General features: G+C 28.3%; 18 protein-coding genes. All 18 read right to left on the bottom strand.

Annotated elements, in window-relative coordinates; translation table 11 throughout:
- Positions 1–6: 6 nt before the first annotated feature.
- The 18 genes from IC219_RS11750 to IC219_RS11665 all read right to left on the bottom strand — a co-directional run bounded on the left by IC219_RS11750 (position 7) and on the right by IC219_RS11665 (position 14,631).
- A complete protein-coding gene (locus IC219_RS11750; RefSeq protein WP_227434127.1) occupies positions 7–444 on the bottom strand; it encodes a divergent PAP2 family protein in 438 nt (145 codons plus the stop codon).
- 29 nt (positions 445–473) lie between these two features.
- Entirely contained in the window at positions 474–1,361 is an 888-nt protein-coding gene (locus tag IC219_RS11745) for a polyprenyl synthetase family protein (RefSeq protein WP_227434126.1), read from the bottom strand.
- Between the two features lie 2 nt (positions 1,362–1,363).
- Positions 1,364–1,579: an exodeoxyribonuclease VII small subunit gene (gene xseB / locus IC219_RS11740; protein WP_227434125.1), complete on the bottom strand. Its 216-nt coding sequence runs from the start codon at positions 1,577–1,579 to the stop codon at positions 1,364–1,366.
- 1 nt (position 1,580) lies between these two features.
- On the bottom strand, positions 1,581–2,786 hold the full coding sequence (gene xseA / locus IC219_RS11735; protein ID WP_227482203.1) for an exodeoxyribonuclease VII large subunit: 1,206 nt from the start codon (positions 2,784–2,786) through the stop codon (positions 1,581–1,583).
- On the bottom strand, positions 2,783–3,895 hold the full coding sequence (locus IC219_RS11730) for an O-sialoglycoprotein endopeptidase (RefSeq protein ID WP_227831237.1): 1,113 nt from the start codon (positions 3,893–3,895) through the stop codon (positions 2,783–2,785). The genes xseA and IC219_RS11730 overlap by 4 nt, the downstream gene beginning before the upstream one ends.
- Positions 3,879–4,385, bottom strand: coding sequence for a transcription antitermination factor NusB (gene nusB, locus IC219_RS11725; RefSeq protein WP_227831238.1), 507 nt, complete (start codon positions 4,383–4,385; stop codon positions 3,879–3,881). The genes IC219_RS11730 and nusB overlap by 17 nt, the downstream gene beginning before the upstream one ends.
- Positions 4,386–4,469: 84 nt before the next feature.
- A complete protein-coding gene (locus tag IC219_RS11720; protein WP_227434121.1) occupies positions 4,470–4,832 on the bottom strand; it encodes an Asp23/Gls24 family envelope stress response protein in 363 nt (120 codons plus the stop codon).
- A 109-nt stretch (positions 4,833–4,941) separates the two neighbouring features.
- The gene (locus IC219_RS11715) at positions 4,942–5,631 is read right to left on the bottom strand and encodes a SpoIIIAH-like family protein (RefSeq protein WP_227434120.1); all 690 of its coding nucleotides are present in this window, start codon (positions 5,629–5,631) and stop codon (positions 4,942–4,944) included.
- 26 nt (positions 5,632–5,657) lie between these two features.
- Complete coding sequence (locus tag IC219_RS11710) at positions 5,658–6,212, bottom strand: stage III sporulation protein AG (RefSeq protein ID WP_227434119.1); 555 nt, start codon at positions 6,210–6,212, stop codon at positions 5,658–5,660.
- 11 nt (positions 6,213–6,223) lie between these two features.
- Positions 6,224–6,835 (bottom strand): stage III sporulation protein AF, encoded by a 612-nt coding sequence (locus IC219_RS11705; protein ID WP_227434118.1) that lies wholly within the window; start codon positions 6,833–6,835, stop codon positions 6,224–6,226.
- A gap of 59 nt (positions 6,836–6,894) precedes the next feature.
- Positions 6,895–8,100: a stage III sporulation protein AE gene (gene spoIIIAE, locus IC219_RS11700; protein ID WP_227434117.1), complete on the bottom strand. Its 1,206-nt coding sequence runs from the start codon at positions 8,098–8,100 to the stop codon at positions 6,895–6,897.
- 100 nt (positions 8,101–8,200) lie between these two features.
- The gene (gene spoIIIAD / locus IC219_RS11695; RefSeq protein WP_227434329.1) at positions 8,201–8,578 is read right to left on the bottom strand and encodes a stage III sporulation protein AD; all 378 of its coding nucleotides are present in this window, start codon (positions 8,576–8,578) and stop codon (positions 8,201–8,203) included.
- 24 nt (positions 8,579–8,602) lie between these two features.
- Positions 8,603–8,800: a stage III sporulation protein AC gene (gene spoIIIAC, locus IC219_RS11690; RefSeq protein ID WP_009888937.1), complete on the bottom strand. Its 198-nt coding sequence runs from the start codon at positions 8,798–8,800 to the stop codon at positions 8,603–8,605.
- Between the two features lie 16 nt (positions 8,801–8,816).
- Entirely contained in the window at positions 8,817–9,338 is a 522-nt protein-coding gene (locus IC219_RS11685) for a stage III sporulation protein AB (RefSeq protein ID WP_227434116.1), read from the bottom strand.
- Positions 9,328–10,296 (bottom strand): stage III sporulation protein AA, encoded by a 969-nt coding sequence (gene spoIIIAA / locus IC219_RS11680; protein ID WP_227482199.1) that lies wholly within the window; start codon positions 10,294–10,296, stop codon positions 9,328–9,330. The genes IC219_RS11685 and spoIIIAA overlap by 11 nt, the downstream gene beginning before the upstream one ends.
- Before the next feature lie 199 nt (positions 10,297–10,495).
- The gene (locus tag IC219_RS11675) at positions 10,496–12,481 is read right to left on the bottom strand and encodes a fructose-1,6-bisphosphatase (protein ID WP_227482198.1); all 1,986 of its coding nucleotides are present in this window, start codon (positions 12,479–12,481) and stop codon (positions 10,496–10,498) included.
- 89 nt (positions 12,482–12,570) lie between these two features.
- Positions 12,571–13,110, bottom strand: coding sequence for a GNAT family N-acetyltransferase (locus IC219_RS11670; RefSeq protein WP_227434113.1), 540 nt, complete (start codon positions 13,108–13,110; stop codon positions 12,571–12,573).
- Between the two features lie 207 nt (positions 13,111–13,317).
- On the bottom strand, positions 13,318–14,631 hold the full coding sequence (locus tag IC219_RS11665; RefSeq protein WP_227434112.1) for an APC family permease: 1,314 nt from the start codon (positions 14,629–14,631) through the stop codon (positions 13,318–13,320).
- Positions 14,632–14,645: the final 14 nt, after the last annotated feature.

Below are 14,645 nucleotides of genomic sequence, written 5' to 3'. Positions count from 1 at the left end.
TTAAATTTACATCAATATTAAAGCTGTTACTATACCAAGTAAAGCTCCAAACCAAACCTCTAGTGGTGTGTGACCTATTAATTCTTTTAATTTCTTCTGCTCTATATGCTTTCCATGTTGAAGGTCTGCTACCATCTGATTCAATATAGTAGCTTGTTTCCCAACAGCACGTCTAACACCTGCTGCATCATACATTATAATCAGTGCAAGCACAGTAATTATAGCAAAATCAGTAGAATTAAACCCTTTTTCAATGCCTACCACTGTAGCTAAACTTGTAACAAAAGAACTATGAGAACTAGGCATACCTCCTGAAATGAGTATTCTTGAAAACTCAATTCTCTTTCCCTTCCCAGTAAATATCTTTATAAATTGTGCTAAGAAACAAGCAATAAGACTTATTCCCAAAGCCCCATTGTTAAAAATCTCCGAAAAAAAGTTCATTTTTCCCTCCTCGATTTTAGCTGTATATTTTAATATTCTCTATCTATTATATATTCAGCCAATCCCTTTAAAAAATCTACATTGTCAGATAATTTTTCTATACTCTTCTTTGCCTCATCTATTAAATTATGTGCAATTTCTTTAGATTTATCTAATCCTAAAAGAGATGGATATGTTGATTTATGATTCTCTATATCACTGCCAACTTTTTTCCCTAATTTTATTTCATCTCCCACTATATCTAGTATATCATCTACTATCTGGAATGATAATCCGATATTTTTTGCATATTTAGTTATTTCTTCCATTTGTTCTGAATTTGCTCCACCTATAGTTGCTCCTGCTCTCATACATCCAACCATCATTGCAGCAGTTTTATTCATATGTATATAATCTAATTTTTCTTTTTCAATTTGTTTATTTTCACTTTCTACATCTACCACTTGCCCACCTATCATTCCATATATTCCAGCACCTTTAGCAATTTCATTTATAGCTTTTAGATATTTTTCTGGATTTTCTTTATTTATTGAACCTGCAAGCATAACTTCAAAAGCATAGTTCAGTAAAGCATCTCCTGCTAAAATTCCCATTGCCTCTCCATATACTTTATGGTTTGTTGGTCTTCCTCTTCTTAAATCATCATTGTCAAGAGCTGGTAAGTCATCATGTATAAGTGAGTATGTATGTATCATTTCAATTGCAATAGCAAAAGGTATAGCTTCTTCTTCATTTCCTCCAACTACCTTACAGGCTTCTAGTGTAAGTATTGGTCTTAATCTCTTACCTCCAGCGCTCAAGCTGTAGTTCATAGCCTCAATAACAGTTTTTTGATAACCTTCTTCTTTTGGCATATATTCTTTAAGTATATCTTCTATAAAACTTGCTTTTTCTTTTAAATGTTGTTTAAATTCCACTTTTATTCCTCCTCTATTCTAAAATCCTCTTCTATTCCTAATTGATTAAATTTACTTATTTTTAATTTTGCATCATCCAAAAGCTTATTACAATGTTTATAAAGACTAATTCCTTCTTCATATAAGCTTAAAGATTCATCTAAGCTAGCATTTTTAGATTCTAACTCATTTAAAATGCTCTCCAATCTTTTGTAAGCTTCTTCATAGGTTAAGTTCATATTATACCTCTTTATTTTCAATTTTATCTATTATACATTCTAAATTTCCATCTTTTAATACTATATCTATGTTGTCTTCAGTTTTCAATCTTTTTATACTATTTATTACTTTTCCGTTTTTTTGAACTATACTATAACCTCTGTCCATAGTGGCTAATGGACTTAGGTTATGAAGTAATGCTCCAACCTTTATTAATTTTTCATCTTCTAATTTTAAATTATTTTCTATTCCAAAAATTATTTTATCATATATTTTATCCAATTGTATAACTTTATCTTTTATTGTGTAAGAATCTAAATAGTTATTTATTTTATTAAACACTGATTCTAACTTGTATTGGTCTAATTCAACTTGGTTTATAAGAGACTTGTTAAGTCTGCTTTTTATATTCCCAAGTTTATATTTTATGTCATCTAATGATGGAGTTGCAATCTCAGCTGCTGCTGATGGTGTTGGTGCTCTCATATCAGACACAAAATCACAAATAGTAAAATCAGTTTCATGACCAACTGCTGATATTATTGGAATTTGAGAGTTAAAAACTTCTCTTGCTACCATTTCATCATTAAAAGACCAAAGTTCTTCTATTGAACCCCCACCTCTACCAACTATAATTGTATCCACATTCTTCATATGATTAAAAAATCTAATTGCTTCACATATTTCTTCTGCTGACCTATCTCCTTGAACAGTTACTGGATAAAGCTTTATATTGACCTTTGGATATCTTCTTTTTATTACATTTATTATATCTCTTATAACAGCTCCTGTTGGAGATGTTATAACTCCAATTGAATTTGGCATTCTAGGGATAGGTATTTTGTATTTGGAATCAAACAAACCTTCTTTATTAAGTTTTTCTTTTAATTTGTTAAATTCTATGTGTAAATTCCCAATTCCCTCTATTTCAATTTCATTAATATATAATTGATATGCACCATCTCTTTCATAAACTGATATATATCCACTAGCTACAACCTTTACTCCATTGTCTAATTTTAGATTACGATTAAAATTACTTTTAAAAATTACACAGTTTAGCTTTGAAGTTTCATCCTTTAACGATAAATAAACATTTCCACTGCTATGTATTTTAAAATTAGAAATTTCTCCCTTAACTTTAAGATTAGAAAGTATTGGGTCATTTATTAAAATTCTTTTAATATATGAATTTGCTTCACTTATATCTAAAGCTCTTAGTTTCATATTTTTTCTCCTAAAAAGTTATTCAATCCTATTATAGCACACCCAACAGCATTATCAGTTGAATATTGTGGCTCTGTAAAATGAGCTTTTATACAATTTTTACTTAGTTTTAAACTTAATTCTTTGAGGATATACTTACTTGCAGAAACTCCACCTGCAAAAACTACTTCTTCTACATTGTAAGCTTCACATAAATATATTAAAGATTTAAACATGTTTCTAACTACTGAATCCAGTACTAATTTAGATATATATTCTTTTTTATTTTTACTAATATTATCTCTATTGTCATCTATAATTTTATTCACCTGATTTTCTAATCCAGATAAATTCATATATCCCTCTCTTACAGAAGTTTTTAGACCACTTTCTATTTTAAGATTACAATTTAAAGCATTTTCATCTAGATATTTTCCTGAAGGAAATTTATATCCTAGCTTGACACCTATTCTATCTATAAGTTGCCCAAAGCTAATATCTTTACTTCCTCCAATTATATCTATATTATATCCAAAATTATTGTATAACTTACTTTTATCATCTTTTTTAGTATTTATTTTAGCTATTGCATCTAAGTTTTTTTTATTGCTTATTTTAGTTATTACATCTAAATCTTTGTTATTTGCATCATAATTATTATCATGCTTAGTTATTAAAAGTATCTCTGTAGTGCCACCTGACATATGAACAGAAATAAATTTGTTATTATTTTTTAATTTACTATTTAATAAACTAGCCTCAATATGATTTTCCTGATGAGTCGTTTCATAAAATTTACATCCATGTATACTTGATAATAACTTTCCAAAATTGTACCCAACATTAAATACAGGCATGTATGAATTTTCAACTGGTCTAGGCTTAATAGATGAACAAACTCCCTCTATGACAAATTTGTCCCCAAATGATTTTATCCTATCACTAAGTAATCCTAAATTATTTATGTGTTGAAACACAGCTTCACTTTGTCTCAATCCTTTTGAATTTTCCTTTACTTCTAGCATTATTTTTTCATTAAAAATAACTTTTTTATCTAAAGAGATAGCTGCTATAGAAGTAGTATAGCAGCTAGTATCAATTCCAATTATTATATTATTGTCCAATTTCATCAACAACACTTCCTAATATTCCATTTATAAATTTAGGAGATTTATCATCACAATATATCTTTGCAAGTTCCACAGCTTCATTTATTGATACTTTATTAGGAGTGTCTAAATAAACTATTTCACACACGGATAATCTAAGTATAGACACATCTACCTTTGGCATTCTATCTACTGTCCAATTTTTAGCATGCTTATTTATTAATTCATCTATCTCATCATGATTCTCTCTTAGTGCTTTACATACTGTATTTATATATTCTCTATCTACTATATCTTCAAGTTTAGTATCTTCTAATTTTAATTTTGCATTATTTGAGTACTTAAGTGTAAGTTCTTCATATCTATTTATAATATGTTCTGAATTATCTTTTAAGAAAGAATCCACTTTATCGTCTAAACCTTCAAACTCCTCTTTATTAATATTTATTTGGTATATAAGTTTCATTATATATTCCCTTGTTGTACTTTTTTGTGCCCTATCTTTTTTCATCAATTAAAATTCTCCTTTAAGTTTAATTATCTATATAAAATCAAATGCCAACAAAAAACCCTCTGACTTTTCAGAGGGCTAATATTAATTTTTCTTAGTTGCTTTTACTTCTTCTTTATCAACTTTATCTTTCTTAAAGCTGATTCCTTGAATGTGTATATTTACTTGAGAAACCTTCAGTCCTGTCATTGTCTCAACAGTATTTTTTACATTTTCTTGAACTTTAAAAGCTGTATCTGGTATTGACATGCCATATTTTATCATAACCATTACGTCTAAATTAACATCCTCTTCTTCTATTTGTATCTTTACTCCATTATTTTTTAACAACTTATCTGTTAATGTTGCTGTAGTTTCTATGCCCTCAACTTCTAATGCTGCTAAACCAGCTATTGTAGCTATTACATCATTAGATATTTTTACTTGTCCAAATTTATTATCTTCCATATTAAAACTTACCTCCTGATTTTAAGGAACTATTTTTATAAGTATAATAATACCAAATACAACTCTACTTTGCAAGAAAATAACCTCAGTTAATTCTGAGGTTTATATTTTACTTAGTATTATTATTTGTAAGTTTAATATTTTCATACTTTACATTAGCCTGTTCTGCAACCAAATCAAATATTTTTGCTGCATCTTTCTTATCTAATTTAGCTTCATTTACAACAACATTGACTTTGCTATCACTTATATAAACTAATGCTTCTTCATATCCCTTTGTACTCAAAAGATTTTCTATTTGAAGCTCCTTTTCTTGAGTTTTAACTATATTTAATTTCATATTAGAAGCTTCTTTTCTAGATTCCTCTGTTGTAGATGGATTATTTATCATTTCATTTAAATCCTGAACTAATTCATTTCTTTGTTTTTCTCTATTCATTTTCATATCTAAAATATAAGATGCTTTTTTCATATTCTTTTCAGATGATAATTGAGCTTTTATTTCTTTACTTGTTTCAGTTACTTTTTCCTTAACCTTACTAGCCTTACTATCAACTATATCAATGTCAGCACTCTCTTTGCTATTTTGTTTATCTGTAGCATCTGAGTCTTCTTTATTGCTACTATCACTATCATCAGTAGTATTCTTCTGTAATTGAGCTTCTTCATATGCTTTAAATTCTTTTGATGTTTCTAGTAAAGATTTCTTACTAAGTTGATAATTTACTGTTCCTACTATTACTAACATTGCAGTTAAAGTTATTATTACAAATCCTCTTCCCTTATAATTAAACTTCATTCATTTATCCCCCCGGTTATATGTATTTATTTAGAATATATTTCTACTTGATGACCTGCTACTTGTAATGATGTTTGAACTGCACTATAAAGTGTTTCTTTGACATTTGGATTACTAGCTCCACTTGCTACTACTATCACTCCTTTTATCTTTGGCTCTGTAGTTTTTATAACTACAGGGTCACTTGAATTTGAAGTTATCATTGTTTTATTTTCACTTGAAGTTGTAACTGTTCTTTCTCCACCTTGTGCATCTTTCTCCTCTGTTGTTTCTGTTGTTTGGTTTGAGTTAAAAGCAGGTTGTATTTCTTCACTTGACTCAAATGTAATCATTACATCAACATCTCCTGCTCCATCAATTTTAGATAGTATTGTTGTTAATTTTGATTCTAAATCGTCTTTTTCATGTTCCTTAGCAACTTGTTTTTCAGTCTTTTTGTCAGCATCTGTTTTTCCAACTTTTTCATCAGTTTTGCTGCTTGGAAAACAAGATAATAGTACTAATGATACCACACATATTCCAGCTATAGTTATTAGTGAATATACCTTTCTCTTATCTTTGTCGTTTAAGTTTTTAAACATTCTTCCAACTCCTATTTATCAATTTGTATAGTTTCTATAGAAACATCAAGCACTTTTATTAGGTCATTTTTTAGTTTGTCTTCATTTAGATTCAGTCCATACTCTGTACCTTTTTTAAAAACTTGTTTAGAATTTTCTTTGTCATTAGAGTTTATGCTATCTTCATCTCCTTTAGTACTATTATTTTCATTTTCTTCATCACTATTGCTCTTTGACATATTATTTTTTTCTTTTATTTTTATATTATTTATATTTGCACCATTAAGCTCTATATCTTCTAAATCATAACCATATTCATCAAGCTTTAGCTTAAGCACTTCTTTCAAACCATCTTCATAGCCCTTAGATAAGCTAGTATTTCCAGTCTCTTCTGCTAAAGCATTTGTACTATCTACATATTCCTTATTGTAATTTCCCATAGATTTTAAAATTCTATCTTCTAAGCTCATGTCTTTTGAAAAAAATCCTACCACTGGAGTTATTACAATAAATACGAATATAAAATTTAACACCAAGTTAACATACGGCTTTATCTTGGAACTAGGTAAAATCATATCAACTATATTTACTATAAATGCTCCTATTAAAATACTAACTATCCATGCCTTTATGCCCTCTAACATAGCATCCTCCTCTCTAAAATATTTAGATTAAAAGTAATTACTCTTTATTAATCTATACATTATCCTTGACTTACAACACTTATCGAGGTCAAAATAGCTACAGTCACAAAGAACATTATTGTTATAGCAATTACTGATGCTAACATTATTATCATTAGATTTGCAACTTCATTTAAAAAATTTGATATCCCATCTTCTCCAACAGGCTCTACAATTATTGCTGCCAATTTATATACCACTATGACAGATAAAATTTTTATCACTGGAAGCAAACAAATCCCAATGAGTAAGATAAGCCCTATTCCACCAAATATATTTTTTATAAGTTGAGATGAAGATAGTAAAATATCCACAGAATCTGATACAAATCCACCAACAACTGGTATAAAGTTACCTATAGCAAACTTCGCAGTTTTTACACTGAATTTATCAAAACTAGTTACATATAAGCCTTGTATAGATACAAGTCCTAAATATACGGTAAACATAGCCCCAATAGAAACATAATTTATTTGTTTGACAAAAGAAAAAAATCTTTTTAGCCTTATGTTTTTTGATAAATTGTTTATTATTAGAATTCCAAATGCAACAGTTACTGATACAAATAAAAATTTCTTGAAAAATACATTTATAAATGTCACTCCTCCTATAAAAATAGGATTTAAAGTAGTAGATGTTATTGGAAATCCAATTAAAAGTAAAAATGTTATTAGTATTGGCATTATAACTTGCATAAGACCTACAGTATGGTCTATTGCATCATAACAAATTTGTAGTACATCTTTAAATCCAATTAAAGTGAGCGATACCATTGTAATAAATATTATATACGTTGCTATTTGACTAACTGCACCTGATGAAAAAGAATTCTCTAAACTTTTTAAAATAGATGACAGTAAAGCTAATACTAAAATTACTGCCACTACCTTTAAACTTGCTTTAAACTCATCAAACATCAATATCTTCAGTCCATCTTTATTAAATAAATCTAAAATATTTTTTTCTCCACTAATTAGGTCTTTTACAAACGATTTTAAATTAACATCATTAATAACTATTTCTTTATTTATATAATCTTGAATTTCATTTATATCTAACTTGTCTAACTGACCATCAATATATTTATCTATGCTACTCTTAGCTTCACCATATTCTTTATCTTCGCTACTTGGAACCTCATTAGCAAATATTATAATGGCAAAGATATTTACAAAAAAGAAAGTCAATACAAATCCCATAATCATTGGTAAAAATCTTTTTTTCATAAGCAACCATGCCTCTCTTCACTCTATAAACCTCAATACAACAAAATATCCTTTAAATAACAACTAATATATCTATAGCTATCTACCTTAATATAAATAACTATGGAATTATATTCACCACCATTTCTACAATGGATAAAAGTATAGGGAAAGACATTGACATAACTATTATTTTTCCTCCAAACTCTAGTTTTGAAGCAATGTTTCCTTCCCCACAATCTTTACAAAGTTGTATTGCAAATTCCATTAAATATGCTATTCCTATTAATTTTATTATTAAAGATATATACATAGTTGGAATATTAGCTTTATTAGCTAAATCTTGTATACTATCTATTATAAAATTTAGCTTAAACATAACTGATAATAATATTGTTACTCCAGTTATTATTGCTATGAAATTTGCTATTTCTGGTCTATCTTTTTTTATTACTAAACAGAGTGTAGTTGAAATGATTGCAATTCCTATTAATTGCATTATTTCCAAATTACTCCCTCCTCTTTAGTAAAGTTGAAACATTGTTCTTACAGTATTGAATAAATCACTTATTTCTGTTATTACCATCCCCAACACGATTATTACACCTGCCAAAGTAGTAAGCCCTGCCCAATCTTTTCTGTCTGTTTTTTCCAATATCATATTTAATACTGATATTAGAATACCTACACCTGCAACCTTTAATATCAATGATATCTCCATAATAAACCTCCCCATATTAAATCAATATAATACATATACCTATGCCTATAAAGGTTACTAATTTTTTATATAGCAACCCTTTTTTACTTATGTCTTCTTTTGTTTCATAGGTTTGTTTTTTCAGATTTTCTATAGATAAATCTATCATTCTTTGTTGGGACTCTATATCACTTTTTCCCAATGTAAGAATTAGATTTTTTAATTCCTCAATTTCTTTACTTCCAAGATAAGTTTCTTTAACTAAAATTTCAGTATTCTCTGATATTATTTCTTCTAAAGTTTTGCTTTGTTCATTGTGAAGTTCTTCTGAAATTTGATAGAAAAAATTCCAAAAACAAAAGTCTTTATTGCATCCTATCCTTCTAAAAATTTCTTCTAATGTATAAAGCCCAAAAGATAAATCCATCCTTAATATTTCTAAAACTCTTATTAAATCATTTAGTTGTTTGTGTCTTCGTGTATAGGTTTTGTATATATGTTCACCTATCAAATAACTACTTCCTATTAGGAGTGCTATAATAATTATCTTAATTTGCAAAGTACCATCTCTTTTCTTCTAAATCATAAATTTTTTCAATTGTCCCTGCACCTTTCTTAGCAGAAAGAATTATAACTTTTTTAAACAATTCTTTGTCTAAGAGTCTGTTTAACTCTTTTCTATTTTGTATATCTTCCATTGAATCTCCATGTACAGTAGTTATTAATCCAATACCTCCATTTAATGCTGTATATAATGCCTTTATTTCTTTCTCACTTCCAATTTCATCTGTCACAATAACATTTGGCGACATTGACCTTAAAAGCATCGTAATACCCAACTCTTTTGGGCAAGTTTCTATTATATCAGTCCTTATTCCAACATCCATCTGTGGAGCACCTAAGTAAGCTCCTGCTATCTCATTACGTTCATCTACTAGTGCTACCTTCAATCCTTTAAATCTATATTCTTCATTACCATTACTTAAATTTCTTACTATATCTCTAATTAAAGTTGTCTTTCCACATTGAGGTGGCGATATTATCAAAGTATTATTAATTTGATTTTTACCTTTTATGATATGACTTAAAATCTTATTTGAACATCCTATGACTTCTCTTGATACTCTTATATTTAAAGATGATATGTGTTTTATATTTTTGACTTGTCCATCTTCTACTATTACTTTTCCAACTAACCCTACTCTATGGCCTCCTCTCAAAGTTATAAACCCTTTTTTTATATCATCCATAAATGAATGTATTGAGTATTTACATATTATTTGAAAAGTTTGCTCTATATCTTCCCTTGTCACTATATATGAATTGTGCTGATTTAAATCAAGTTCCATAGTTTTTTGATTATAAAAATAATCTTTAGAGTTTGCATTTAGTATCAATGGTTTTTGTGAACGTAATCTAATTTCTTCTATGTTTAGATTATTGTCTGAGATTTTTTCTACCTTCTCTCTTATGTTTGTAGAAAGAGAGTTTATTATTTCATCTGAAAGTTTATTCATTTCTTGTCCTCCTCCTTTGTTTATATAATTCTATTTATAAAGGACAAGGAATATTACCAAAACCTATATAATTTTTTTAATAATATTTATCTATAAAAAAATGAACCCTATTGTTTAGGATTCACTTAATAAGTAAATTATTATAAAAATAAAAACTAAGACCACTCTCAAGCATAGAGTTATCTTAGTTTTTTATTATCTACATTTCTTTTATTAGCCCTTTTTTATAGGCCATTAAAAGCAATTTTAAGTCTTCTATTTCTTCTTGTATTTTTACACCCTCATCAGTATCTCTCACCATTTTTCTCTTTGCCTTATGCTCTACTACAACAGTTGTCGATAAGATATCGCTTTCATTTGCAATAGCCTCTTCAGCAGAATTAAATGGTTCATGTGATACTAGTTGTAAAGTTCTAGAATTATATATCAAAGTGTATCCAGCTATACCAGTAGTTTTTTGATAGGCTCTAGAAAAACCACCATCTATAACAAGAATTTTTCCATTGGCTTTTATTGGGCTCTCTCCATTTTTACTTTCTACAGGAACATGCCCATTTATTATATGTGATTCATCAAGTTCTAAATCAAATTCTTCAAATATTCTTTCACAAGCAACATCACTTTCTCTAAGCTTAAAATATGGATTCTTATTTTCTTTATGAGTCTCTTTTTCTGCTATAAAATATCTTTCAAATGTAGTCATATCGTCTTTTCCAAATAATGATGAACATTTTCCAGTCCACAAATACCACATAATATCCATACCATATAGTTTTTCTTCTGCTTTATCCTTAAAGAAAAAACCTTCTCTTGCTAGAGATTCCATCTTATCCATAAGGATTTTACCTTTATACTCTTTTCCCATTATATTCATAGACATAAAGCTTCCATCTTCATTCAATGGGACACATCCATGAATTAATAAATTTGAGTTTGCCTTTAAATATATACTTCCTTTAGAAAATAAAAATGAAACATGCTTTTGTAATTTTTCGCTACCTCTAAATGAAGACACTAATTTTTCAATAACATTTTTTTCTTCAATACTCAATTTATATGGGTCTTTTTTGTCTATTGTAGGCAAATAAGTATCTTTTAGTTTATATGTTTTTCCTTTTAAAGTAATAGTTCCCTCTTCATAATTTATCATGTTAAGCAAAAGCCTATGCTCCATTTCAAACTCAGGTCTTCTCTTTATCACTTCACCTTCAAGTTTAAATTGAATTATACTTATTGCCTTATGCATTTTTGCCATTAAAGACTTTTCTGTTGTTGTCACACTTTGGTCATTAATCTTAGGAATAAATTCTTTACATGGGTCATCTTTATACATTTCTATTGCAAAAGTAGCTAAAGGTAATAGATTTATCCCATATATATCTTCTACGATATCTAGGTTTGCATATCTAGCCGAAATTCTAAGTGCATTTGCTATACAAGTTTTTTCACCTGATGCTGCACCCATCCATAGTATGTCATGATTTCCCCATTGAATATCTACACAATGATGTTCAATAAGCTTATCTACAATTATATCTGGTCTTGGACCTCTATCATAAATATCACCTATTACATGTAGTCTGTCAACAACTAACTTTTGTATAACCGTAGAAATTGCAATTATAAACTCTTTAGCTATACCTATATCAACTATTGTCTCAACTATACTTTTATAGTATTCTTCTTTATGTTCACTTTTAATATGTTCATGTAAAAGTTCTTCTATTATGTATTTAAAATTTTCTGGTAAAAGTTTTCTAACTTTTGACCTAGTGTATTTGCTAGAAGCATACTTACAAAGTTCTATAAGTCTATAGATATTTATTCTATAAAAATCATCTATATTTTCCTCTTGTTTAATTATTAAGTCTAGTTTTTGTTCAGGATAGTATACAAGAGTTGCTAGCATCTTTTTTTCACTATCTCTTATTGTATTTGAAAATAATTCTTCTATTTTTCTCTTTATTACACCAGAACCATTTTTTAAAACATGTACAAATGGCTCATATTCGCCATGTACATCTGTTATAAAATGTTCAGTTCCCTTTGGAAGATTTAATATAGCCTCTAAATTTATTATTTCTGTACTTGCTTTCGATATGCTTGGATATTGTTTTGATAATAACTTTAAATATTTAAGTTTACTATTTAAATATTCATCTGATATTTTACACAGATTTTTCATAATTCGTCCTCCAAAATTATATTAAGTTATATTCTTTTTTTAATTATACCATACTTAATATGATTTTTTCGAGATAAAATGTACACTAATTATATTCCTAATAAAAGTGACATCCCTATCAAATCAGTATAAACACCATTGTAATAACATTCTTTCTTTAATATACTTTCTACTTCAAATCCGACTCTTTTGTATAATTCTATAGCATTATGATTTTCTTCATTAGTAACAAGAGTTATTTTCTTAGTTATTCCATTTGATTTACACCATTCTATAAGGTCTAACATAAGTCTTTTACCTAATCCAGCTCCCCAGTATTTTTCTTTAACAACAATTCCTAAAACTCCAACATGCTTTCCTTTTGCTTTTTGATTGGAATCAATTGTAGCAATACCAGCTATCTCTCTATCTATAAATGCAATTAATTTTATTGAGTTATCAGATGCTTTTGCTGACTCTATAGAATTTTCTTGGTCTTCTAAAGATATTTTATATTCATCTTTCCCAAATGAAAGAAAATGAGTTTCCCCACCTACTTCATTATAAAAATCTATAATAGCTTGGGCATCTTCTTTTACGCCTTCTCTAATAGATACTTCTATACCATTCTTTAAAGTTATTTCTGACATAAATTTACCTCCTAACAAGTTTTTTATCTAATAAACATAATACTATTATTTTACATCTATTACAATATTTTTCATGTATTAATAACAATATAAGGTTATACTAAAATAAAAATTTAATAATATTTTAATATAACCTTATATATATTTATTTATATTCAATTTTTTGATAATATTCCTCTGCTAGTTAAATAGTATTTACAATATAATTTAAACAACTTTCTTTAAATCTTCTCCATAAACTTTTCTGTTATAAGACTTCATTATAAAGTATAGTGGTACTCCAACTGCTAATGCTCCTAATCCCATAACTAATTGGTGCATAGACGCCTGGAATAATAACCATGTACCAACACACACTGCAATTAAAGGAATTACTGCTCCAAATGGAGTTCTAAAAGTCCCTACTAATTCTGGTCTTTTCTTTCTAAATACTAACACTGATAGAGAAGTAGGTATATATTGTATAAATCTAGCAACTGCACTTATTGCTGCTAATTCAGCAAAACTTCCAGACAAAGCTATTGGTATAGTAATTATCATAGTTGCTATTATTGCTACATATGGTGTACCATTTTTATCTTTCCTTGCAAACATTCTTGGTAACATTTTGTCATCAGCTAAAGCTACACAGCTTCTTGGATTTACAAAAGCACCACACATACAAATTCCACCAACAGAAACTAATGTCCCAAAAGTAACTAATCCTGCACCCATATTTCCAAAACATATTCTCGCCGCATCTGCAACAGGAGTAGCTGTACTGGATAATTTATCTCCTAAAATACCAACACACACAACTTGATTTAATATATATATTATTGATGCAATTACTATTACACTTATAATTGCTATAGGTATATTTTTTTGAGGATTCTCCATATCTTCTGCTGCTACTGCTATAGATTCAAACCCTGTAAATGAATAAAACATTAAAAGTGCTGCTGCTCCAAATTCTGTAACTCCTGCTCCTGGTGGTACCATCGTTGAATTAGTAAAATTAGCTCCTTTTATAAAAAATACACCTATTACTATAAATAATACTAATGGAATTAGCTTACCTACTGTTATAACATTTTGTACAATTTTTGATAAAGATACTCCTAATAAATTTATAATTGTAAGTCCAACTATCATAGCTACTATTATAATTTTTTGTATATGTGGGTCACCTGCAGGAGCCCATACTGCTGATAAAGATGTAGGAAAACCTACTATTAACGCTCCCCAAGAAATACATCCTATTACCCATTTCATAAGACCTACTTCAAATCCAAAAAAATCTCCAAATGCTTCTTTGGTGTACACATATGCAGCACCATTTTTATTAAATTTACCTGCCACTTCAGCAAAACAAAACGCCATAGATAAAACTAATAGCATATCAAACATATATACAAATATACTCGCAACACCAAATGCCTTCATTGCGTTTCCTGGTAATAGGAAAACTCCTGCTCCTACAACCGCATTAATACCTAAAAGTATAATACTTATTAATCCCATTTTATTTTTTTCGTTCATGTTTAATCCCCCCA

Source organism: Clostridioides sp. ES-W-0018-02 (assembly GCF_020658175.1).
Classification (GTDB): domain Bacteria; phylum Bacillota; class Clostridia; order Peptostreptococcales; family Peptostreptococcaceae; genus Clostridioides.
The sequence above is the reverse complement of the archived record's forward strand: the minus strand, read 5'-3'. Positions and strand labels throughout refer to the sequence as shown.

Bases quoted from the DNA above. Each gene is read 5' to 3' on its own strand.
- IC219_RS11750 (WP_227434127.1), bottom strand. From the start codon at position 444: ATGAACTTTTTTTCGGAGATTTTTAACAATGGGGCTTTGGGAATAAGT.
- xseB (WP_227434125.1), bottom strand. From the start codon at position 1,579: ATGAACTTAACCTATGAAGAAGCTTACAAAAGATTGGAGAGCATTTTA.
- xseA (WP_227482203.1), bottom strand. From the start codon at position 2,786: ATGAAACTAAGAGCTTTAGATATAAGTGAAGCAAATTCATATATTAAA.
- IC219_RS11730 (WP_227831237.1), bottom strand. From the start codon at position 3,895: ATGAAATTGGACAATAATATAATAATTGGAATTGATACTAGCTGCTAT.
- nusB (WP_227831238.1), bottom strand. From the start codon at position 4,385: ATGAAAAAAGATAGGGCACAAAAAAGTACAACAAGGGAATATATAATG.
- IC219_RS11720 (WP_227434121.1), bottom strand. From the start codon at position 4,832: ATGGAAGATAATAAATTTGGACAAGTAAAAATATCTAATGATGTAATA.
- IC219_RS11715 (WP_227434120.1), bottom strand. From the start codon at position 5,631: ATGAAGTTTAATTATAAGGGAAGAGGATTTGTAATAATAACTTTAACT.
- IC219_RS11710 (WP_227434119.1), bottom strand. From the start codon at position 6,212: ATGTTTAAAAACTTAAACGACAAAGATAAGAGAAAGGTATATTCACTA.
- IC219_RS11705 (WP_227434118.1), bottom strand. From the start codon at position 6,835: ATGTTAGAGGGCATAAAGGCATGGATAGTTAGTATTTTAATAGGAGCA.
- spoIIIAE (WP_227434117.1), bottom strand. From the start codon at position 8,100: ATGAAAAAAAGATTTTTACCAATGATTATGGGATTTGTATTGACTTTC.
- spoIIIAD (WP_227434329.1), bottom strand. From the start codon at position 8,578: ATGCAATTAATAGGAATTGCAATCATTTCAACTACACTCTGTTTAGTA.
- spoIIIAC (WP_009888937.1), bottom strand. From the start codon at position 8,800: ATGGAGATATCATTGATATTAAAGGTTGCAGGTGTAGGTATTCTAATA.
- spoIIIAA (WP_227482199.1), bottom strand. From the start codon at position 10,296: ATGAATAAACTTTCAGATGAAATAATAAACTCTCTTTCTACAAACATA.
- IC219_RS11675 (WP_227482198.1), bottom strand. From the start codon at position 12,481: ATGAAAAATCTGTGTAAAATATCAGATGAATATTTAAATAGTAAACTT.
- IC219_RS11670 (WP_227434113.1), bottom strand. From the start codon at position 13,110: ATGTCAGAAATAACTTTAAAGAATGGTATAGAAGTATCTATTAGAGAA.
- IC219_RS11665 (WP_227434112.1), bottom strand. From the start codon at position 14,631: ATGAACGAAAAAAATAAAATGGGATTAATAAGTATTATACTTTTAGGT.